The sequence below is a fragment of the Mycolicibacterium thermoresistibile genome (assembly GCF_900187065.1).
Lineage (GTDB): Bacteria > Actinomycetota > Actinomycetes > Mycobacteriales > Mycobacteriaceae > Mycobacterium > Mycobacterium thermoresistibile.
Map to the genome: position 1 here is coordinate 4557461 of NZ_LT906483.1, position 20029 is coordinate 4577489.

The window sequence follows — 20029 nt, forward strand, 5'->3', positions numbered from 1 at the left end:
TCAACCCTGCAGCAACTCGGCCATCTTCGGTATCACGATCTGAAGTGCCTTGTACGGCCGCAGCATGACCTTGACCGACACGATCTGGCCGGATTCGTTCCACTGGATCATGTCGATGCCGTTGACGTGGACGTCGTCGATCTCGGTGGTGAATTCCAGCACCGCGGAGTTCTCGGCGTACCACTGCCCGACGTACCGGAAGTCGGTGCCGCCGAACAACCGCATCGCCGCGGTCAGGTACATCGACGTCAGCTTCTTACCCTGTTGCGGGGTGAACACCGCCGGCGAGGTGAACACGGAGTCGTCGGCGAGCAGATCGTCCAACGCCTCGGTGTCACCGCTCTCGACGATCTGCAACCAACGCTGAATCACCTCGGGTGTCATGCCCGCCATTGTCGCGGATGATGACCTCGAGTGGGCCCGATGGGCATGCCCCGACGTCACATCGTGGTGGGTTCGCTCACCTTCACCAGCATCTTGCCGATGTTGGCACCGGTGAACAGGCCGTTGAGGGCGTCCACGCAGGATTCGATGCCGTCGAAGACGGTCTCGCGGTGGGTGATTCGGCCCTCCGCCGCCCACTGCCGCAGTGCGGCGAAGGCCTCGTCGAAGCGGCCCCACTGGTCGAGGGCGTTGAAGCCCTGCATCAGCGCGGTCTTGGCCAGCAGGTTGACGTAGTTCGCCGGGCCGGGCTGCTTGCCGGTCAGATAGCCGGAGATGACCCCGCACAGCACCACCCGCGCCCTGGGGGCGAGCCGGCCCAGCACCGCGTCGAGAATCGGCCCGCCGACATTGTCGAAGTACACGTCGACCCCGTTCGGGCAGTGCTGCCGGAGTTCCGCCGGCAGGTCACCGGCCTTGTAGTCGATGCACGCGTCGAAGCCGAAGTCCTCGACCACGGCCCGGCACTTGTGCGGCCCACCGGCGATGCCGACCACCCGGGCGCCGGCGATCTTGGCGATCTGCCCGGCGATCGACCCGGTGGCGCCCGCGGCCGCGGACACCACCACGGTCTCCCCGGGTTGCGGCCGGCCGATGTCGGTCATGCCGAAGTAGGCGGTGGCGCCGGTCGGGCCGTACACCGACATGATCGCCAACTGATCGGTCTCCCCCGGCATCGGCGTGCTGAACAGGTCGTCGCGGATCAGCACGTACTCTGCGAACCCGGACAGCGTGGTGACCACGTCGCCGACGGCGTAGGCGTCACAGCGCGACTCCACCACCTCACCGATTCCGGCCGCCCGGATCACCTCGCCCACCCCGACCGGTGGCAGATACCCGGGCTTGTCGTCGAGCCAGGTCCGGACCGCGGCGTCGATCCCGATGTAGGTGACGCGCAGCAGCGCCTCCCCATCGGCGGGTTCGGGCGCCGGTGTGGTGATGAGTTCGGTGTCGGCGGGTTGCAGCATTCCGGTGGGCCTGCGGCGCAGCACGATCTGGCGGTTGGTGCGGGTGGACGACATGGCGCCGAAGTTACCGGGAGCCGACGCGATCCCCGACCTGCGACACCGGCCCGAGACACCGGTGGGGACGAAAAGCGCGCCCGGAGAGACTCGAACTCCCAACCTTCTGATCCGTAGTCAGATGCTCTATCCGTTGAGCTACGGGCGCAGGTATTCAGTTGTGGCTGACGGATCAGCCGTGTGGCGGAGGCGAGAGGATTTGAACCTCCGGTCCCGCGTTAACGGGACAACTCATTAGCAGTGAGCCCCATTCGGCCGCTCTGGCACGCCTCCTGAACTTCTCGAGGGTACCGGATTCGCGGTGAACCCGGTCCCGCCGAGGGCACAGAGTACACAGCAACAACACCGGAAGGCAAAGTGGCATTCCCGGCCGCTCCACCCGGCCGGACCGTCCGGCGAAATAGACTGGCCTGGTGACCGCCCGCCTCCGCCCGGAACTCGCCGACATCCCCGCCTACGTCCCCGGCAAGATGGTGCCCGGCGCGATCAAGATCGCCAGTAATGAGACCGTGCACCCGCCGCTGCCGAGCGTGCGGGAGGCGATCGCGCGCGCCGGCGAGACCCTCAACCGCTACCCGGACAACGGCTACCTGGACCTGCGGGACCGACTGGCCCGCCACGTCGGGTTCGCCCCCGAGCACATCTCGGTCGGCTGCGGTTCGGTCAGCCTGTGCCAGCAGTTGGTCCAGATCACCGCGGGGGCCGGCGACGAGGTGCTGTTCGGCTGGCGCAGCTTCGAGATCTATCCGCTGCAGGTGCGCACCGCCGGGGCGGTCCCGGTCCAGGTGCCGCTGACCGATCACACCTTCGACCTGGACGCGATCCTGGCCGCGATCACCGACCGCACCCGGCTGATCTTCATCTGCAACCCGAACAACCCCACCAGCACCGTCGTCGACCCCGACGCGCTGGCCCGGTTCGTCGCGGCGGTGCCCGAGCACATCCTGATCGCGCTGGACGAGGCGTACATCGAGTACGTCCGCCCGCCGTTCGTGCCGGACAGTCTCGGTCTGGTCCGGGCCCACGACAACGTGGTCGTGCTGCGGACGTTCTCCAAGGCCTACGGGTTGGCCGGGCTGCGGGTGGGCTACGCCGTCGCCGCCCCGGAGATCGTCACGGCGCTGGGCAAGGTCTACGTCCCGTTCAGCGTCTCCACGCTCGCGCAGGCGGCGGCGATCGCCTCGCTGGACGCCGCCGACGAACTGTTGGCCCGCACCGATGAGGTGGTCGCCGAACGGGCCCGGGTCACCGCCGCGCTGCGGGACGCGGGTTACACCGTGCCCGAGTCCGGGGCCAACTTCGTGTGGTTGCCGTTGGCCGAGCGGACGGTGGACTTCGTCAACAGCGCCGCCGAGGATCGTCTGCTGGTGCGGCCGTACGGCACCGACGGGGTCCGCGTCACGGTGGCGGCGCCGCACGAGAACGACGCGTTCCTGTCGTTCGCCACCCGCTGGATCTCAGAGCGATGACCCGCCGGCTGACCCGGTCGCTGACCGGAAGGGGCATTCGATGAAGGGCAGGTTGCAGTGCATTCCAGGAGGCGACCGGCCACCAGCCCCGGTCGGGCGACACCGTGTGGATTCAACCGTGTGGATTCAGCAGCAGGACACGACGCGGGGACGGCGACGGTGGTCGTGACCGGCATGAAGTCTCGGGCCGCGGCGATCACGGGTCTGCTGGTGGCCCTGGCCGCCGGGCTGACCACCGCCTGCACCCAGGTCACCGGCGGCACGGTGGCCATGACGACCGAACCGGGACCGCCGCTGTCCACCACCACGACTCCGACCACCACGTCACCGCGCAGTGCGCCGGAGTTGCCGAGGCTGCCCCGGCGCACCGGAACCCCGAATCCCGCCGTGCCGGCTCCGCCCGACGCGCTGACGATGACCTGCGCCGAGTACACCCGGCTGGACGAGGACACCAGGACGGCGGTGATCCAGGTGCACATCGCCGAGGAGGACAATCCGTTCGGCCTGCTCGGTCCGGAGGCCGCCAAGTCGGTGGCCGACACGATGTGCGAGTTCATGCCGGACGCCACCGTGAAGCAGGTGTTGCTCGGCGGCTGACGGAGTCGGCTCGCTAGCCTTTCGGTATGGCTGATACCTACGAGTCCGTCACGGTCGACGTCGACGGACATGTGGCCCGCGTGACGTTGATCGGACCGGGCAAGGGCAATGCGATGGGTCCGGCGTTCTGGCGGGAGCTGCCGGAGGTGTTCACCCGGTTGGACGAGGATCAGAACGTCCGGGCGATCGTGCTCACCGGGTCCGGCAAGAACTTCAGCTACGGCCTCGACCTGCCGGCGATGGGCGATTCGCTCGCGGGGGTGATGGGCCCCGACGCGTCGGCGCGCAGCCGCGCCGAATTCCACGCCACCGTGCAGCGGATGCAGGCGGCGATCAACGCGGTGGCCGACTGCCGCACCCCGACCATCGCCTCGGTGCACGGCTGGTGCATCGGCGGCGGGGTCGACCTGATCTCGGCGGTCGACATCCGCTATGCCAGCGCCGACGCCAGATTCTCGGTGCGTGAGGTGAAGCTGGCGATCGTGGCCGACGTGGGCAGCCTGGCCCGGCTGCCGCTGATCCTCAACGACGGGCACCTGCGGGAACTGGCGTTGACGGGTAAGGACATCGACGCCGGCCGCGCCGAGAAGATCGGCCTGGTCAACGACGTCTTCGCCGACGCCGAGGCGTCGCTGGAGGCCGCTCACCGCACCGCCGCGGAGATCGCCGCCAATCCGCCGCTGACCGTCCGCGGCATCAAGGATGTGCTCGACCAGCAGCGCATCGACCGGGTGTCGGCCAGCCTGCGTTACGTCGCGGCGTGGAACGCGGCGTTCCTGCCGTCGAAGGATCTGACCGAGGGCATCGCGGCCACGTTCGAGAAGCGGGCCCCGAACTTCACCGGCGAGTAGCCGCGATGCAACACCGGCGAGTAGCCGCGATGGCACGCGCGCATCAGCGGTGGCGGAGGGATTTGAACCCCCGGACGGTGTTAGCCGTCTCTCGCTTTCAAGGCGAGTGCATTAGGCCGCTCTGCCACGCCACCGCCGTCAAGGGTACGGTGTCACGGCTCGTGACCGGCGCGGTGGGGCGGCCGACGACGGACTCCGCGACGATGCGGGCGTCAGACCCGGCCCAGCCGGGCGGGTGGGCCGTCCGCCCGCAACCCGGCGCTGATCCGGCGGCAGTTCTCCCCCATCGCGGCGATCTGCGGGCGCGACAACCTGCTCAGGAAATGGACCCGCACCTCGTTGCCGTAGGTGACCATCGCCTTGCGGACCTCTTCGCGGCCGGCGTCGGTGATGATCGCCAGCACCCCCCGTCCGTCGTCCGGGCTGGCACAGCGCCGGACCAGGTTGTGCGCCTCGAGCCGGCGGATCTGCCTGGTGACCCGGCTCGGCAAAGACATCAGAGCGTCCGCCAGATCCCCCATGCGGGCCGAACCGCTCGGCGATTTGTCGAGCATGTCCAGCAGCCGGACGTCATTGAGCGTCAGGTGGTGTTCGTCCACCAGCGTCTTGTTCAAAGTCGCGTAGAGCCGCAGAGCGGCATCCAAAAAGTTTTGCCAGGACCGTTGCTCAGCGATGTCCAGACCGGGCATATCGCTGGCTGTACGCCCCCCAATCATCCCCTCCATGCCGAACATGGTAAACGACCCGGCCCTTGCTGGAACAGCATTTCGATCTAGGAGTAGCGGAACCCATGCGTGCGATCTCGGTGCAAACCTCGGGCCAACTCAGCTGGGTGGAGGTGCCCGACATCGAACCCGGCGAAAGTGAGGTGCTCATCGCGGTACACACCGCCGGCATCAACCGCGCCGATCTGCTTCAGGCCGCCGGCAAATATCCGCCGCCGCCCGGGGCCAGCGAGATCCTGGGGCTGGAGGTGTCCGGCACCGTCGCCGCCGTCGGCGCCGGGGTCAGCGGGTGGACCGTCGGGCAACCGGTGTGCGCACTGCTCGCCGGGGGCGGCTACGCCGAGTACGTCGCGGTGCCCGCCGAGCAGGTGATGCCGATCCCCGAGTCGGTGGAAATACGTTACGCCGCAGCGCTGCCCGAGGTGGCGTGCACGGTGTGGTCGAATCTGGTGATGACGGCCGGACTTTCGGCCGGCGAATGGGTCCTGATCCACGGCGGGGCCAGCGGGGTGGGATCGCATGCCGTGCAGGTCGCTCGCGCGCTGGACGCCCGGGTGGCGGTCACCGCCGGCACCCGGCACAAGCTCGAGTTGTGCCGCGAGCTGGGCGCCGAGGTGACGATCTGCTACCGCGAGGAGGATTTCGTGGAGCGGGTCCGCGCCGAAACCGACGGCGCCGGTGCCGATGTGGTCCTCGACATCATGGGCGCGGCGTATCTGGGCCGCAACGTCGACGCACTGGCCACCGACGGCAGGCTGGTGGTGATCGGCATGCAGGGCGGGCGCAGGGCCGAACTCGACCTCGGCAAGCTGGTCGCCAAACGGGCCGCGGTGTTCGGCACCGCGCTGCGGGGCCGGCCGGTCACCGGACCGCACGGCAAGGCCGACATCGTGCGGGCGGTGGTCGAAAACGTCTGGCCGATGGTCGCATCCGACCAGGTCCGGCCGGTGGTCGGGGCCGAGTTCCCGATTCAGGAGGCCCAGGCCGCCCACGAGTTGCTCGCATCCGGCGATGTCTACGGCAAAGTCCTTCTGTGCGTGGAAGATTGAGCGACCGGCCGGATCGGTCCGGGCGGCTCAGACCAGCGCGGCCAGCGCCCGGATCAACTGGTCGACCTCGGCGGTGGTGGTGTAGTGCCCCAGCCCGAGGGTGACCGCGCCGCCGATGTCGTTCACCCCGATGACGTCGAGCACCCGGGAACTGGTGTTGGCGATGGCCAGGATTCCGTGATCGGCCAGGTGCTGCACCACCCGCTCGGCCGTGACGTCGTGCACGGCAAAGCTCAGTGCCGGGATGCGGCTCTCCGGATTGCCGATCACCATCACCCGCGGCAGCGACTGCAGCGACGCCAGCAGGTAATCGAACACCCGGTCGACGTAGGCGTTGGCCGACTCCATCGAGATGGCCAGCCGCTCCCGGCGGGATCCGGTGGCGGACTCGTCCAGGCCGGCGAGATATTCGATGCTGGCCACCACGCCGCCGAGCAGCCCGAACTGGTGCAATCCGAGCTCCAGACGGGCCGGTCCGGTCGCGAACGGGTTCAGCGACATCGAGCTGAACGAATCGATTATCGCGGGATCGCGGAACACCAGCGCACCGATCGGGGGGCCGCCCCAGGCGACCGCGTTCAGCGCGATCACGTCGGCGTCCAGGTCGTCGATGTCGATGAGCCGGTACGGGGCGGCGGCCGAGTGGTCGAGCACCACCAGCCCGCCGACGTCGTGCACCAGTTTGGTCATCAACTGCAGGTCGGTGATGGTGCCCAGGGTCGACGAGGCGGAGCTGACCGCGACCAGCCGGGTGGACCGGCCGATGAGGGACTCCCACTGCCAGGCCGGCAGCTCACCGGTCTCGATGTCCACCTCGGCCCATCTGACCTTGGCGCCGTAACGGTTCGCCGCGCGCAGCCACGGCGCGATGTTGGCCTCGTCGTCCAGGCGGCTCACCACCACCTCGTAACCCAGCCCGACGCGGGAGGACGCCGCATCGGCCAACAGGCTCAACAGGATCGCGCGGTCCGCGCCCAGCACCACCCCGCGCGGGTCGGCGTTGACGAAGTCCGCGATGGCCTGACGCGCCGCGTGTAGCACCGCCGCGCTGCGCCGGGCCGACGGATGCGGTCCGGCTGTGGTAGACATCGATCCGCGGAAGGCGGTCGACACCGAGGTGGCCACGGCGTCGGGTAGCAACATGCCGTTCTGGGCGTCGAAGTGCACCCAGCCACCGCCCAGCGAAGGGTGCAATCCCCGCACACGGGCGACGTCGTATGCCATGCCAGCCACCTTAAGTGTCTGTGAAAGGTCTCACATCAGACGATGCGTCGGTGCCCGCGCCGCACTGCGGTGTGCCGTTCCGGGTCACCTGCGCAGCCATACTAGACCAGTGAGTAACCGGCATGAGGTGCGATCGGCGGGCCGTTTGCCCGCAGCGCACCGGGCGCGCCGAGGTGCCGGTGAAAGCCCATAGGCTTGTTACCGGTGGGGCGGGTGTTGTTTGCCTTCCCGGGTCGAACGTCCCGCCGCCGGCGCCGGTCACCGGCCGCCCGGGACCGGTTGCGGCCGGTGGAGAGGTTAGTGTCGCTGGAAGGCCCCCGGACGGCAGGCGGATCGCCATTGCCGTCGGAGCGGGCCGCATCGAGACTGGATACCGAATAACCCCGGAAATGTAGAGGCATGATGACAACAGGCAGCGACGACGACAACATCGAGGTCCTCGGACGCGACAGCGGCGCGGCCGCGGACAAGGACGACGAGGACTCGGATCGCAAGGCGATCACCGATCTGGTGGAGCAGCCGGCCAAGGTGATGCGGATCGGCACCATGATCAAGCAACTGCTCGATGAGGTGAAGTCCGCACCCCTGGACGAGGCCAGCCGGAACCGGCTGCGGGAGATCCACCGCACCTCGATCACCGAACTCGAGGAGGGCCTGGCCCCCGAGTTGCGGGAGGAGCTGGAACGGCTGACGCTGCCGTTCAGCGACGACAGCGTACCGTCCGACGCCGAGTTGCGGGTCGCGCAGGCGCAGCTCGTCGGCTGGCTGGAGGGGCTGTTCCACGGCATCCAGACCGCGTTGTTCGCCCAGCAGATGGCGGCCCGTGCCCAGCTCGAGCAGATGCGCCAGGGTGCGCTGCCGCCCGGGGTGATCGTGCCCGGTCAACAGCGCCAGTCCGGTCAACACGGCCACGGGACCGGTCAGTACCTGTAGGGACACGGTGTCGCACCCAAGCATCGAAACCCGCAACGCGTGGGTGGAGTTCCCGATCTTCGACGCCAAGTCGCGGTCGCTGAAGAAGGCGTTCCTCGGCAAGGCCGGCGGGGCGATCGGCCGTAACGCGTCGAACGTCGTCGTCATCGAGGCGCTGCGCGACATCACCATGTCGCTGAAGCTGGGCGACCGCGTCGGCCTGGTCGGCCACAACGGCGCCGGCAAGTCGACGCTGTTGCGGCTGCTGTCCGGGATCTACGAACCGACCCGCGGTTCGGCCGTGGTGAACGGCCGCGTCGCCCCGGTGTTCGACCTCGGCGTCGGGATGGATCCGGAGATCTCCGGGTTCGAGAACATCATCATCCGCGGGCTGTTCCTCGGGCAGACCCGCAAGCAGATGCTGGCGAAGATCGACGAGATCGCCGAGTTCACCGAACTGGGCGAATACCTGTCGATGCCGTTGCGCACCTACTCCACCGGTATGCGGGTACGGTTGGCGATGGGCGTGGTGACCAGCATCGATCCGGAGATCCTGCTGCTCGATGAGGGGATCGGCGCCGTCGACGCCGAGTTCCTGAAGAAGGCCCAGTCCCGGCTGCAGGCTCTGGTCGAGCGGTCCGGCATCCTGGTGTTCGCCAGCCACTCCAACGAGTTCCTGGCCCGGCTGTGCAACACCGCCATGTGGATCGACCACGGCACCATCAAGATGACCGGAAGCATCGAAGAGGTGGTGCGCGCCTACGAGGGTGAGGACGCCGCGCGGCATGTGCGCGAGGTGATCGCGGAGACCCGCGGGGAGTCGGTCGGACATGACTGAGACGACGGTGGTGGCGGTCGTCGTCACCCACCGGCGCCGGGATCTGCTCGTCAAATCGCTCGATGCGCTGACGGGCCAGACCCGGGTCCCCGACCACCTGATCGTCGTCGACAACGACAACGATCCGGCGGTGCGCGATCTGGTGGCCGGCCAGCCGATTCCGAACACCTATTTCGGATCACGCCGAAACCTCGGTGGCGCAGGAGGTTTCGCACTCGGCATGTTGCAGGCTCTGGCGCTGGGCGCGGACTGGGTGTGGCTGGCCGATGACGACGGCCGGCCGGAGAACTCCGATGTCCTGGCCACGTTGCTGGCCTGCGCGGAAAGGCATGGGCTGGCCGAGGTTTCACCGATGGTGTGCGATATGGACGATCCGCACCGGCTGGCCTTCCCGCTGCGGCGGGGGCTGGTGTGGCGCCGCCGGGTCGACGAATTGCGCACCGACGGCGGGGATCTGCTGCCCGGGATCGCCTCGCTGTTCAACGGTGCGCTGTTCCGCGCGTCGACGCTGGAGGCGGTGGGGGTGCCGGACCTGCGACTGTTCATCCGCGGTGACGAGGTGGAGATGCACCGGCGGCTGGTGCGGTCCGGACTGCCGTTCGGCACCTGCCTGACCGCGTCGTACCTGCATCCGCAGGGCGGCGACGAGTTCAAGCCGATCCTGGGCGGCCGGATGCACACCCAGTACCCCGACGACGCCGGCAAACGCTTCTATACCTACCGCAACCGCGGTTATCTGTTGTCCCAACCCGGGTTACGCCGGCTGCTGCCCCAGGAGTGGCTGCGGTTCGGCTGGTATTTCCTGGTCGTGCGGCGCGACCCGGCGGGGCTTCGGGAATGGGTGCGGCTCCGTCGATTGGGCCGCCGGGAGAGGTTCGCACGTTGACGATCACCGACGCCACGGCACAGTCCAGGACCTTCCGTCGCGCCTGGCGCGACCTCACGGAGGGGTTCGGCAAGTACGAACTGTGGCTGCACCTGGGCTGGCAGGACATCAAACAGCGGTACCGCCGCTCGGTGCTGGGCCCGTTCTGGATCACCATCGCCACCGGGACCACCGCCGTGGCGATGGGCGGCCTGTACTCGGCGCTGTTCAAACTGGAACTGTCTGAGCACCTGCCCTATGTCACGCTCGGGCTGATCATCTGGAATCTGATCAATGCCTCGATCCTCGAGGGCGCGGAGGTGTTCATCGCCAACGAGGGTCTGATCAAGCAGCTTCCGACGCCGCTGAGCGTGCACGTCTACCGGCTGGTGTGGCGGCAGATGATCCTGTTCGCCCACAACATCATCATCTTCGTGATCATCGCGATCATCTTCCCCAAACCGTGGTCGTGGACGGTGCTGACGGTGATCCCCGCGCTGGGGTTGATCGTGCTCAACTGCGTGTGGGTGTCGCTGTGCTTCGGCATCCTGGCAACCCGCTACCGCGACATCGGCCCGTTGCTGGCGTCGATCGTTCAGTTGCTGTTCTTCATGACGCCGATCATCTGGAACGAGGCCACCCTGGACCGGCAGGGCGCGGGCACCTGGGCGAAACTGGTCGAATTGAACCCGTTGCTGCACTACCTCGACATCGTCCGGGCGCCGCTGTTGGGGGCCGATCAGGAACTACATCACTGGGTCGTCGTGATCAGCCTGACGGTCGTCGGCTGGGGCCTCGCCGCCATCGCGATGCGCAAGTACCGCTCCCGGGTGCCGTACTGGGTCTGACCTGGCCACACCACCGCTCGGGCCGGGTCAACCTCGACGCCCGTCGCTCAGATGATTCTCAGCTCTTGATTCTTTGCCGGTTTTGATTGCCGTTCACGGCGGATGTGGGTGTACTCGCCACCCGCTCGAGTTGGACGTCGAGGACGCCTTCGCCACCCTGTTCCGCATCCCGGTCGCCATGACCGACGTCTTCCTCAATGGCGGGCAGACGCTGAAATTCGCAACGACGACACGGGCCACACCGAGACGGCGCTCGCCCGCGGCTAGCTGATCAGCGCGGTCCGTTCGGGTTCGGGCCCGAACACGAAACGCCGCCCGCTGATGTCGTGCGGAGTGATCCGCACGTAGTGCGGTTTGGTCGTGGCGATCCACGGCCGCAACCCGGCTGCCTCGGCCTCCTCGATCTCAGCGAACGTGGACAGCGTGCGGGCCGTTCCGCGCACGATCACGCTCCACGCCTCGGTGTCGGTGTGGTCGTCGGCCTCGAAGAGCACCTGGTCATTGACAACGGTGCTGACCAGTTTGGTGCCCTCGGCGGTCCGGAAGAGCACGGTGCGGTTCTGGACCGCGAAGTTGACGGGGAAGATGTCCGGCCTGCCTTCCACATCGGTGACGAGGCGCCCGAGGTTGATGCCGGACAGCAGTTCCCAGCACTGGTCCTCGGTGAGGACGGTGATGGCTTGGCTTTCGGTCGACATAAGCCGATGGTGACCGTGTTCGCCCGCCTCCGCTAGGGCCGATTGGCACCTAACCGAGGTGCCGGTTATCCCCAATGCGACTTTTATCCACAGATTCCGAATTGCGCCTGGTCACCTCACCCGCCGGACACGACAATCGAAACTATGTTCGAAGGACGGACCACGGGGCGATCGGACGCCGAACTGCTCGACACCATGCGGGAAGCGCAGCGTGCCGAGCGGCGGGCGATGGCGCGGTATGTGTTGGCCGCGGGCCGGCTCTGCCGACAGCGGGCCGCCCGCGCGGACGCGGCCCGCGAACTGTGGTGTGTGGACGATTACGACGTGGTCGCAGCGGAGATCAGCGCCGAACTCGGCATCAGCCGCGGGCGGGCGGCCTCGCTCATGCATCACGGGCTCACCCTCCTGGAACGGCTCCCCAGGCTGGGGGCGAGATTCGCGGCCGGTGACATCGATTTCCGCATCATCACCACGGTGGACTACCGCACCGGATTGATCACCGACCCGGAGCTGCTGACCCGCCTCGACGGGATGTTGGCACGGTACGCCCCGAACTGGAACAAATTGTCCCGCCGCAAACTGACCGATTACATCGACCGGCTGGTGGTCGACGTCGATCCCGAGGCGGTGCGGTTGGCCCGCCAGAGTGACGTCGACCGGCACGTCGAGGTCGAGATGACGTCCGACGGGATGGCCGACGTCTCCGGCAGCGTCCGGGGTCCCGATGCGGTTGCCTTCGACCGTCGGCTCGATGAAATCGCGGCCACGGTGTGCCGGAACGACCCCCGGACCAAACAGCAGCGGCGGGCCGATGCGATCGGCGCGCTGGGGGACGGGAAGGATGCGTTGGCCTGCACCTGCGGCGCCGACGACTGCCCGGCAGCCGACGCAGACACCGCCGATGCCGCACCCGGCGGGATCGTGATCCACGTACTCGCCGAGGCGGAGTCGGTCCACGGCGACGGCGCGACCCCGGGATACCTCGTCGGGCACGGCGCCGTGCCGGCCGCGACGCTGCGAGAGCTGACCGACCGCGCCAAGCTGCGTCCCGTCGTTCACCCCGGGGACGCCCCGCCCGAGCCGCGGTACCGGCCGTCGGCGGCGCTGGCCGACTTCGTCCGCTGTCGGGATCTCACCTGCCGGTTTCCCGGCTGCGACCAGCCGGCGCAGATGTGCGAACTCGATCACACCGTGCCGTACCCGGCCGGGCCGACCCACGCGTCGAACCTCAAGCTGCTCTGCACCGTTCACCACTTGATGAAGACGTTCCACTGCGGCGCCGACGGCTGGCGCGATCTCCAACTGCCCGACGGGACGGTGCTGTGGACCTCACCGAGCGGGCGGATTCACCCCACCAAACCGCACGGCGCAATGCTCTACCCGCAGCTGGCCGCGCCCACCGGCGAGCTCGACCTGCCGGCGGCGCCCACGCCCACGAAACCAGGCCGCGGGATGGCGATGCCCACCCGCCGCCGGTCCCGGGCCGACGACCGGGCCTACCGGGTGGAGTGGGAGCGCGCTATCAACCGGGCCCGGTACGAGGCCAATCCACCGCCCTTCTGACGTCGGCCGCCCGGGACGTAAGCTGCCCGGGTGGCCGAGACCGCAGCACCGACGACGTCCCTGAGTCTCAAGACCCAGGTGTGGCGTTTCCTGGTCACCGGCGGCTTCTCCGCCGTCGTGGACTTCGGGCTGTATGTGTTGCTGCTGGTGGCCGGCCTGCACGTCAACATCGCCAAGACCATCGGTTTCATCGCCGGCACCACCACCGCCTACCTGATCAACCGCCGGTGGACCTTTCAGGCCCCGCCGAGCACCGCACGATTCATCGCGGTGTGTGCGCTGTATGCGACCACCTACGCCGTCCAGGTCGGCATCAACTACCTGCTCTACATGGCGTGGGAGGAGCAGTCGTGGCGGGTACCGGTCGCGTTCGTCGTCGCGCAGGGCACCGCGACCGTCATCAACTTCGTGGTGCAGCGGACGGTCATCTTCCGGCTGCGGCAACCGGCCGCCGGCAGGCGATCGAACCGGTGAGCAACGATGCTTCCTTCGACCCGAACACCAACGTGCGACCATCAGTGCTGCTGAATCGAATGTCGCGGTTGCGACTGGAGTTCGCCATCGCCGAAACCTCGGTCAACCCCGCTTCAGCTGCCAACCGCTGCACTGCGGGATAGACCAGAGTCCACTGCTCGTCCGAGAAGGAGATCGAAGACCCGAACTTCGCCAGATGAATCATTACCCCCTTACGGCCGGTCGACTCTTGTGTGCACCCTGAGCGGCGCTCTTCATACGCTTGTCGCCATGGATCACTTTCCGGCACCAGCCGCGTCACTTCGGCCCGGACCCGCTCGATCAAGTCGAGCATCTGCACCTTGGTCTGTTCGATATCCGGCAGATCCGCAATATCGACCACAGGAATATCCTCATTCAGAAGCGGTGAGTCATAGCCACCGTCATCGCCGCCGAGCAATGATCAGAACCTGTGGATGAGCCTCGGGGTGGGGGCGTGAAAGTGGGCGCACCTTCCCGAGGATGATCTGAATGTCAGTAGGTCCGATCATGAGCCGGCGTTGGCGCGCTGGTTCGGGAAGGTACGCCCATGCTCACCGTAGTTCACGACGCCGAGGACGCCAACGACAGCGACACTCCCGGTCGCTCGTTGTTGGATGAGATCGTCCGCGACGGGGCGCGACAGATGCTGGCCGCCGCGTTGCAGGCCGAGGTCGCCGCCTACGTGGCCCAGTACGCCGACCAGCTCGATGAGAACGGCCACCGCCTGGTGGTGCGCAACGGCTACCACCAGCCCCGCGAGGTGCTGACCGCAGCCGGTGCGGTGCAGGTCAAAGCGCCGCGAGTCAACGACAAACGTGTCGACCCCGACACCGGCGAACGCAAACGGTTCTCCTCGGCGATCCTGCCGGCCTGGGCGCGCAAGTCTCCGCAGATGAGCGAGGTGCTGCCGCTTTTGTATCTGCACGGGCTGTCGACCAGTGATTTCGGGCCGGCATTGGAGCAGTTCCTGGGTTCGGGTGCGGGGTTGTCGGCCACCACGATCACCCGGCTCACGGCGCAGTGGCAGGACGAGGCCCGCGCGTTTGCGGCCCGGGACCTGTCCGGCACCGACTACGTCTACCTGTGGGTCGACGGTATCCACCTCAAGGTCCGCCTGGACCAGGAAAAACTCTGTTTGCTGGTGATGCTGGGCGTGCGCGCTGACGGCCGCAAAGAGCTGGTGGCGATCACCGACGGCTACCGGGAATCGACCGAGTCGTGGGCTGATCTGCTGCGCGACTGTAAACGACGCGGCATGACCGCCCCAGTGTTCGCGGTCGGCGATGGCGCCTTGGGGTTTTGGAACGCGGTGCGCGAAGTGTTCCCGGCCACCCGTGAGCAGCGGTGCTGGTTTCACAAGCAAGCCAATGTCCTTGCCGCGGGGGGTGTCAGATGGTCTGTGTAAGTCCTGACGGAAGGATCTCAGGGCATGGCGACAGGCAAGGACGCGGATTTGGCATTGGGTGAGGTGGGGTCCACCGTGGAGATGGCCGAGGCGCTTCGGGTGTCGGGCGTGGTGGACGATTTGCTGGCTCAGGTCGATTCCGGCGAGGTTGCGTTGACCGGTGAGGGGGGCTTGCTGCCCGGGCTGATCAAGCTGGCTCTGGAGCGTGGGCTGGCTGCGGAGCTGACCGATCATCTGGGCTATGAGAAGGGCGACCCGGTGGGGCGGGCGCTGCCCAATGCCCGCAATGGCACTTCGGCGAAGACGGTGCAGACCGAGGCCGGCCCGGTGCCGTTGGATGTGCCGCGTGATCGTGACGGCTCGTTCACTCCGCGGCTGGTGCCCAAGGGCGCCCGTCGCCTCGGCGGGCTCGATGACATGATCATTTCGCTGTACGCCGGTGGAATAACCCTGCGTGACATACAGTTTCACCTTGCGTCGACGATCGGGACCGACGTTTCGCACGAGACGATCTCCAAGATCGTCGACGAGATCTTGCGAGGAGGTCCTGGCCTGGCAGCGCCGGCCGCTGGACCCGATCTACCCGGTGATATACCTCGACGCGATCGTCGTCAAGGTCAAAGACGGCGGCCACACCCGCAACAAGGCCGCTCACATCGCCGTGGGCGTCGATATGGCCGGGATCAAGCACGTCCTGGGCATCTGGGTCCAGCAGAACGAAGGAGCGGCGTTTTGGGCCTCGGTGTGTGCCGATCTGGCCAACCGCGGCATCCGCGACGTGTTGATCGTATGCTGCGACGGGTTGACCGGCTTCCCCGAGGCGATCGCGGCCACCTGGTCGCAGGCCGCCGTTCAGACCTGTGTGGTGCATCTGATCCGCAACGCGTTGCGGTTCGTGTCCTACAGCGACCGCAAGGCCGTGGCCGCAGCACTCAGACCGATCTACACCGCGGCGAACGCCGAAGCGGCCCGTGCCGAGCTCGACGCGTTCAGCGCATCCGAACTGGGCACGAAGAATCCCACGGTGACACGGGTTTTCGATCGATCGTGGGAACAGTTCACGCCGTTTTTGGCGTTTCCGCCCGAGTTGCGCCGGGTGATCTACACGACCAACTCGATCGAATCGCTGAACTACCAGTTACGCAAGGTCACCAAGACCCGCGGCCAGTTCCCCAACGATGCCGCCGTGGTGAAACTGCTGTGGCTGGCCATCTGCAACATCGAGGATAAACGCGCCGCCGAACGGGCCAAGGAACGCAGCCAGAAACGTTGCCGAACAGCTCCCGGACGCCTCGTGGAAGGACAGGTGGTCACCAACTGGAAGAAAGCACTCGAACAACTCTCGCTGGTCTACCCAGACCGCATCGAGCCGTATTGAAGTACCCCAGGTTTTGTTCCGATCCGTATAGGAGGATCAGGAACATGCCACGTAAGTATTCGCCGGAGTTTCGTGACCGTGCGCTTCGGTTGTTGGACACCACGATGGAAGACTCAGGGGTTTCTGAGTTCGAGGCCATCAAGTCTGTAGCCAGCAAACTTGGTGTATCGCAGGAATCGGTGCGCCGGTGGCGGCGCAAGGCCGAGATTGACGCCGGGCAGCGCCCCGGCGTGACCAGCACTGAGCACGCCGAGATCCGCAAGCTCAAGCGCGAGAACGCCGAATTGCGCAGAGCTAACGAGATTTTGAAGTCTGCGTCCGCGTTTTTCGCAGCGGAGCTCGACCGCCCCGCGACGAAATGATCGCCTTCATCGATGCGCATCGCGATCAGTTCGGGGTCGAGCTCATTTGCCGTGTTCTGCGGGCAGCAATCGCCGGTTTCCTCACCTCCCGGGGCTATCGGGCCGCCAAGGCCCGCCCGCCATCAGAGCGGGCGATGCGCGATGAACTCCTCATCGCCGAGCTGCGCACCGTCCACGAGCAGAACTTCTCGGTCTATGGCGTCAAGAAGATGCATCACGCCATGAAACGCCGCGGCTGGCGGGTCGGCCGCGAGCAGACCCGCCGGTTGATGCGTAAAGCCGGCCTGCGCGGCGTGCAGCGCGGTAAGCCGGTGTTCACCACGATCAGCGACCCTGCGCACTGCCGGCCTGCTGATCTGGTCAACCGGCAGTTCAGCGCTGAGGCCCCAGACCGGCTGTGGGTTGCTGACATCACGTTCGTACGGACCTGGCAGGGGTTCTGCTACACCGCGTTCGTCACCGACGCCTGCACCAAAGCCATCAAGGGATGGGCAGTCGCGGCCAGCATGCGCACCGAGGACCTACCGCTGGAAGCATTCAATCATGCTGTGTGGCACTCGGACTCAGACCTGTCTGAGTTGATCCATCACTCCGACCGAGGGTCGCAATACTTATCGTTGACATACACCGACCGGTTGGCCGAGCTCGGGATCGCCCCTTCGGTGGGGTCCCGCGGCGATAGCTATGACAACGCCCTCGCCGAAGCGGTCAACGCCGCCTACAAGACCGAGTTAATCAACCGCGGCAAACCCTGGCGCAGCGTCGACGACGTCGAGTTGGCCACCGCCGGATGGGTGGCCTGGTACAACCAGGAACGCCTGCACGAAGCCCTCGGCTACGTCCCACCAGCCGAGTACGAGGCCGCCCTCACCGGCACCTCACACCCCGCGAGCCAGCCAACCCCGGCCCTCGCAACCAACTAGGAACAAAACCTGGGGTACTTCATATCTGTAACACCGACGATCGACAGGAAACCAAACAAGCGACTTACACAGAAAACTTGACACGCTCTTGCCGCGCTGCCGAAATCAGCACACCCGTCGGCGTTGGCAGCGCTCAAAGAGATCTACAACGCCGAGGATATCGACAAAGCCCAGGTCGCGGTCAAAGCCTTCGAGGTCGACTTCGGCGCCAAATATCCCAAGGCGGTCGCCAAGATCACCGACGATCTGGACACCCTGCTGGGATTCTACCGCTATCCCGCCGAGCACTGGATCCACCTACGCACCACGAATCCGATCGAAAGCACCTTCGCCACAGTGCGTTTGCGCACCAAAGTCACCAAAGGTCCGGGGTCACGAGCAGCTGGTCTGGCCATGGCCTACAAGCTCATCGACGCCGCCGCGGCCCGCTGGCGCGCCGTCAACGCACCACACCTGGTCGCCCTGGTGCGCGCCGGCGCGGTCTTCCACAAGGGCAAACTGCTCGAACGCCCCACCGAGATCACCCCACCAACCCCGCCCTCAGACGGCGATCAGCAAGCCGGAACGGAGGTCGCCTGAAACACCCCGATCCACAGGTCTTGACAATTCCTCATCGCCGCCACATCCAGCTGCGAACAGCATCGCAAGCACAACGGTTGCAACGCACTGCCGAAGTTGCACGTCTACCGCACCGAGGTGTCGAGCGCACCGCTGGCTTCAGCATCCTGCTGCTCATAAACATCCGCGGCCGCACGCAGCTTGTCACCCAGATCGGTCAAATCGGTGCGCAACCGCTCCGCCTGCTGCTCAAGGATATCCACGAACTTCGCAAACCCTGGCTCACCCGCTTGTTTCCACGCCGCCTCCTGGGTGGAGATGCTGTCGGCGACCGCAGCCCGACTCGACGACGCTTCCTGCGCCACGACCTCCATCTGAGCAGCTGAGCGGCGCACCTCAACAGGATCGACCTCGACATCACTCATGGCGCCGGGCTCTCCGCTGCGCGGCGGCATCCGATCGTAGCGCTGATCAGTGACGCCTCCTTTGACCCGAACACCAATGTCCGACCGTCTCCGCTGTGGAACCGAACTTCGCGGTTCCCTGTCGAATTGGCGAACACCCGGGCCTCTGTCAATCCCGCTTCAGCGGCCAACCGCTGCACCGCGGGGTGCACCAGACCCCACTGCTCGTCGTTGAAGGAAATGTCCGATACCAAGTTAGGGGTGTAGAGCAACACACCCTTTCGCCCCGTAGCCTCTTGAGTACACCCAATGCGGGATTCATCACGGTTCCACCCCGACGGTTCGCTTTCCGGCACCAACCGAACCACCTCGGCCCGCACACGTTCGATCAAATCAAGCATCTGCACCTTGGTCTGCTCGATGTCTGGCAAATCCGCGATATCGACCACAGGGATACCCTCATTCAAAAGCGGTGAGTCATAGGCACCTTTACCGCTGGTACACCCGATCGCTAACAGCGCGGCCAGCACAACGGCCGCAACGCGCCCCCGCACCTGCACGATCACCGCACCGAGGTGTCGAGCGCATCGCCGGCTTCCGCATCCTGCTGCTCATACACATCCGCCGCCGCACGCAGCTTGTCACCCAGATCGGTCAAATCGGTGCGCAACCGCTCCGCCTGCTGCTCGAGAATGTCGACAAACTTCGCGAAACCCGGCTTACCGACCTGCTTCCACGCCGCCTCCTGGGTCGAGACACTGTCCGCCACCGCATCTCGACTCGACGACGCTTCCTGCGCCACGACCTCCATCTGAGCAGCCGAGCGGCGCACCTCAACAGGATCGACCTCGAGATCGCTCATGCCGGCGGGCTCTCGGCCGAGCGACGACAGGCGATCCGGCCGGTAATCAGGGCGGCCTTCCATGACGCGAAGATCAGAGTGCGCCCATCGTCACTGCTGAACCGCACATCATGATTGCCGCTGGAATTCTGCATCGCATCGTTACTCGTCAACCCCGCCTCAGCGGCCAATCGCTGAACCGCCGGTAAAACATGATTCCACTCCCCCTCCGTGAACGGTCTCGTCGAAACCAGATTGGCGAAAGAGAGTGATACACCCTTGCGTCCCGTCTTTTCCTGCGTGCATCCTCCTCGTGATTCGTCACGGTTCCAATTCCACGGTGCGCTGGCCGGCACCAATCGGGTCACTTCATCGCGTACCCGCTCGATCAAATCGAGCATCTGGGCTCTGGTTTGGTCAATATCGGGCAGATCAGCGATATCCATCACGGGAATGTCCTCGTTGATAATTGGGGAGTCGTAATCACTGACGCCGCCACACCCCGATATCGCGATCGCACATACACCCATCGCAACAAGCGCCCGCCAGCGGCGAGCCATC

Annotated in this window: 21 protein-coding genes, 3 tRNA genes, 3 pseudogenes and 1 other annotated feature; of the genes and pseudogenes, 14 read left to right on the forward strand and 13 right to left on the reverse strand. The window is 66.4% G+C overall.

Features of this window, described 5'->3' with window-relative positions:
* The 4 genes from CKW28_RS21690 to CKW28_RS21705 form a co-directional block, all read right to left on the reverse strand.
* Nucleotides 1-384 carry a nuclear transport factor 2 family protein gene (locus CKW28_RS21690; RefSeq protein ID WP_003925302.1) on the reverse strand — a complete coding sequence of 128 codons (384 nt, stop codon included), beginning with the start codon at nt 382-384 and terminating at the stop codon, nt 1-3.
* Nucleotides 385-440: 56 nt separating this feature from the next.
* A complete protein-coding gene (locus tag CKW28_RS21695; RefSeq protein ID WP_003925303.1) occupies nt 441-1463 on the reverse strand; it encodes an NADP-dependent oxidoreductase in 1023 nt (340 codons plus the stop codon).
* A 75-nt stretch (nt 1464-1538) separates the two neighbouring features.
* A tRNA-Arg gene (locus CKW28_RS21700) sits at nt 1539-1611 on the reverse strand.
* 33 nt (nt 1612-1644) lie between these two features.
* Nucleotides 1645-1736: transfer RNA gene (locus CKW28_RS21705), tRNA-Ser, on the reverse strand.
* A gap of 140 nt (nt 1737-1876) precedes the next feature.
* Between CKW28_RS21705 and CKW28_RS21710 the strand changes: the two genes are divergently transcribed.
* From CKW28_RS21710 to CKW28_RS21720, 3 genes are all read left to right on the forward strand, one after another.
* Complete coding sequence (locus tag CKW28_RS21710; RefSeq protein WP_003925304.1) at nt 1877-2932, forward strand: pyridoxal phosphate-dependent aminotransferase; 1056 nt, start codon at nt 1877-1879, stop codon at nt 2930-2932.
* Nucleotides 2933-3052: 120 nt separating this feature from the next.
* Entirely contained in the window at nt 3053-3529 is a 477-nt protein-coding gene (locus CKW28_RS21715) for a hypothetical protein (RefSeq protein ID WP_234784892.1), read from the forward strand.
* A 26-nt stretch (nt 3530-3555) separates the two neighbouring features.
* On the forward strand, nt 3556-4380 hold the full coding sequence (locus CKW28_RS21720; protein ID WP_003925306.1) for a crotonase/enoyl-CoA hydratase family protein: 825 nt from the start codon (nt 3556-3558) through the stop codon (nt 4378-4380).
* A 47-nt stretch (nt 4381-4427) separates the two neighbouring features.
* Here the strand turns inward: CKW28_RS21720 and CKW28_RS21725 are convergent.
* Together CKW28_RS21725 and CKW28_RS21730 are read right to left on the reverse strand one after the other, a co-directional pair.
* Nucleotides 4428-4514 (reverse strand) — tRNA-Ser (locus tag CKW28_RS21725).
* Between the two features lie 78 nt (nt 4515-4592).
* Nucleotides 4593-5105, reverse strand: coding sequence for a MarR family winged helix-turn-helix transcriptional regulator (locus CKW28_RS21730; RefSeq protein ID WP_040546848.1), 513 nt, complete (start codon nt 5103-5105; stop codon nt 4593-4595).
* Between the two features lie 65 nt (nt 5106-5170).
* Between CKW28_RS21730 and CKW28_RS21735 the strand changes: the two genes are divergently transcribed.
* Nucleotides 5171-6154 carry an NAD(P)H-quinone oxidoreductase gene (locus CKW28_RS21735; protein ID WP_003925308.1) on the forward strand — a complete coding sequence of 328 codons (984 nt, stop codon included), beginning with the start codon at nt 5171-5173 and terminating at the stop codon, nt 6152-6154.
* 27 nt (nt 6155-6181) lie between these two features.
* Here the strand turns inward: CKW28_RS21735 and CKW28_RS21740 are convergent, their stop codons facing one another.
* Entirely contained in the window at nt 6182-7378 is a 1197-nt protein-coding gene (locus tag CKW28_RS21740; protein WP_003925309.1) for a cysteine desulfurase-like protein, read from the reverse strand.
* A 402-nt stretch (nt 7379-7780) separates the two neighbouring features.
* Between CKW28_RS21740 and CKW28_RS21745 the strand changes: the two genes are divergently transcribed.
* From CKW28_RS21745 to wzm, 4 genes are read left to right on the forward strand one after another with little or no spacing between them, the layout of a single operon-like run.
* Entirely contained in the window at nt 7781-8311 is a 531-nt protein-coding gene (locus tag CKW28_RS21745) for a bacterial proteasome activator family protein (RefSeq protein ID WP_040546850.1), read from the forward strand.
* Between the two features lie 7 nt (nt 8312-8318).
* Nucleotides 8319-9128, forward strand: coding sequence for a galactan export ABC transporter ATP-binding subunit Wzt/RfbE (wzt, locus tag CKW28_RS21750; protein ID WP_003925311.1), 810 nt, complete (start codon nt 8319-8321; stop codon nt 9126-9128).
* Complete coding sequence (gene glfT1 / locus CKW28_RS21755; RefSeq protein WP_003925312.1) at nt 9121-10014, forward strand: galactofuranosyltransferase GlfT1; 894 nt, start codon at nt 9121-9123, stop codon at nt 10012-10014. Before wzt ends, glfT1 begins: the two co-directional genes overlap by 8 nt.
* Nucleotides 10011-10841, forward strand: coding sequence for a galactan export ABC transporter permease subunit Wzm/RfbD (gene wzm, locus CKW28_RS21760; protein WP_003925313.1), 831 nt, complete (start codon nt 10011-10013; stop codon nt 10839-10841). Before glfT1 ends, wzm begins: the two co-directional genes overlap by 4 nt.
* 263 nt (nt 10842-11104) lie before the next feature.
* Here wzm and CKW28_RS21765 read toward each other — a convergent pair whose 3' ends face one another.
* Nucleotides 11105-11539 carry a pyridoxamine 5'-phosphate oxidase family protein gene (locus tag CKW28_RS21765; RefSeq protein ID WP_003925314.1) on the reverse strand — a complete coding sequence of 145 codons (435 nt, stop codon included), beginning with the start codon at nt 11537-11539 and terminating at the stop codon, nt 11105-11107.
* A 144-nt stretch (nt 11540-11683) separates the two neighbouring features.
* On the opposite strand from CKW28_RS21765, the gene CKW28_RS21770 reads away from it, so the two are divergent.
* Entirely contained in the window at nt 11684-13102 is a 1419-nt protein-coding gene (locus tag CKW28_RS21770; RefSeq protein ID WP_003925315.1) for an HNH endonuclease signature motif containing protein, read from the forward strand.
* A gap of 30 nt (nt 13103-13132) precedes the next feature.
* Nucleotides 13133-13576 (forward strand): GtrA family protein, encoded by a 444-nt coding sequence (locus CKW28_RS21775; protein ID WP_003925316.1) that lies wholly within the window; start codon nt 13133-13135, stop codon nt 13574-13576.
* On the opposite strand, the gene CKW28_RS21780 is transcribed toward CKW28_RS21775, so the two are convergent.
* Nucleotides 13527-14015, reverse strand: a complete 489-nt coding sequence (locus CKW28_RS21780; protein WP_234784891.1) for an LppA family lipoprotein — start codon at nt 14013-14015, stop codon at nt 13527-13529. The two genes, CKW28_RS21775 and CKW28_RS21780, sit on opposite strands and share 50 nt — an antisense overlap.
* Before the next feature lie 129 nt (nt 14016-14144).
* On the opposite strand from CKW28_RS21780, the pseudogene CKW28_RS21785 reads away from it, so the two are divergent.
* The 4 genes and pseudogenes from CKW28_RS21785 to CKW28_RS21800 all read left to right on the forward strand — a co-directional run.
* Nucleotides 14145-14978, forward strand: a pseudogene (locus CKW28_RS21785) (IS256 family transposase); the annotation flags it as partial.
* 48 nt (nt 14979-15026) lie between these two features.
* Nucleotides 15027-16380, forward strand: a pseudogene (locus CKW28_RS21790) (IS256 family transposase).
* Nucleotides 16381-16424: 44 nt separating this feature from the next.
* A protein-coding gene (locus CKW28_RS21795) for an IS3 family transposase (protein ID WP_235653871.1) occupies nt 16425-17665 on the forward strand; the annotation gives its coding sequence in 2 pieces (ribosomal slippage) (nt 16425-16707 and nt 16707-17665; 1242 coding nt in all).
* Nucleotides 16700-16817, forward strand: a sequence feature (AL1L pseudoknot). It overlaps the preceding gene by 118 nt.
* An 81-nt stretch (nt 17666-17746) precedes the next feature.
* Nucleotides 17747-18244, forward strand: a pseudogene (locus CKW28_RS21800) (transposase); the annotation flags it as partial.
* Nucleotides 18245-18348: 104 nt separating this feature from the next.
* On the opposite strand, the gene CKW28_RS21805 reads toward CKW28_RS21800, so the two are convergent.
* The 4 genes from CKW28_RS21805 to CKW28_RS21820 are packed head-to-tail and all read right to left on the reverse strand — an operon-like array spanning nt 18349 to nt 20028.
* Complete coding sequence (locus CKW28_RS21805) at nt 18349-18648, reverse strand: type VII secretion target (RefSeq protein ID WP_040546464.1); 300 nt, start codon at nt 18646-18648, stop codon at nt 18349-18351.
* Nucleotides 18645-19193 carry an LppA family lipoprotein gene (locus CKW28_RS21810; RefSeq protein WP_003924815.1) on the reverse strand — a complete coding sequence of 183 codons (549 nt, stop codon included), beginning with the start codon at nt 19191-19193 and terminating at the stop codon, nt 18645-18647. Before CKW28_RS21810 ends, CKW28_RS21805 begins: the two co-directional genes overlap by 4 nt.
* Nucleotides 19190-19489: an ESX-1 secretion-associated protein gene (locus tag CKW28_RS21815; protein WP_110844397.1), complete on the reverse strand. Its 300-nt coding sequence runs from the start codon at nt 19487-19489 to the stop codon at nt 19190-19192. The genes CKW28_RS21810 and CKW28_RS21815 overlap by 4 nt, the downstream gene beginning before the upstream one ends.
* Nucleotides 19486-20028 carry an LppA family lipoprotein gene (locus CKW28_RS21820; protein WP_081475452.1) on the reverse strand — a complete coding sequence of 181 codons (543 nt, stop codon included), beginning with the start codon at nt 20026-20028 and terminating at the stop codon, nt 19486-19488. The genes CKW28_RS21815 and CKW28_RS21820 overlap by 4 nt, the downstream gene beginning before the upstream one ends.
* Nucleotide 20029: the final 1 nt, after the last annotated feature.

Coding starts and splice junctions, on each gene's coding strand:
- CKW28_RS21690 (WP_003925302.1), bottom strand. CDS start 384: ATGACACCCGAGGTGATTCAGCGTTGGTTGCAGATCGTCGAGAGCGGT.
- CKW28_RS21695 (WP_003925303.1), bottom strand. CDS start 1,463: ATGTCGTCCACCCGCACCAACCGCCAGATCGTGCTGCGCCGCAGGCCC.
- CKW28_RS21720 (WP_003925306.1), top strand. CDS start 3,556: ATGGCTGATACCTACGAGTCCGTCACGGTCGACGTCGACGGACATGTG.
- CKW28_RS21730 (WP_040546848.1), bottom strand. CDS start 5,105: ATGGAGGGGATGATTGGGGGGCGTACAGCCAGCGATATGCCCGGTCTG.
- CKW28_RS21735 (WP_003925308.1), top strand. CDS start 5,171: ATGCGTGCGATCTCGGTGCAAACCTCGGGCCAACTCAGCTGGGTGGAG.
- CKW28_RS21740 (WP_003925309.1), bottom strand. CDS start 7,378: ATGGCATACGACGTCGCCCGTGTGCGGGGATTGCACCCTTCGCTGGGC.
- CKW28_RS21745 (WP_040546850.1), top strand. CDS start 7,781: ATGACAACAGGCAGCGACGACGACAACATCGAGGTCCTCGGACGCGAC.
- glfT1 (WP_003925312.1), top strand. CDS start 9,121: ATGACTGAGACGACGGTGGTGGCGGTCGTCGTCACCCACCGGCGCCGG.
- CKW28_RS21765 (WP_003925314.1), bottom strand. CDS start 11,539: ATGTCGACCGAAAGCCAAGCCATCACCGTCCTCACCGAGGACCAGTGC.
- CKW28_RS21770 (WP_003925315.1), top strand. CDS start 11,684: ATGTTCGAAGGACGGACCACGGGGCGATCGGACGCCGAACTGCTCGAC.
- CKW28_RS21805 (WP_040546464.1), bottom strand. CDS start 18,648: ATGAGTGATGTCGAGGTCGATCCTGTTGAGGTGCGCCGCTCAGCTGCT.
- CKW28_RS21815 (WP_110844397.1), bottom strand. CDS start 19,489: ATGAGCGATCTCGAGGTCGATCCTGTTGAGGTGCGCCGCTCGGCTGCT.
- CKW28_RS21820 (WP_081475452.1), bottom strand. CDS start 20,028: ATGGCTCGCCGCTGGCGGGCGCTTGTTGCGATGGGTGTATGTGCGATC.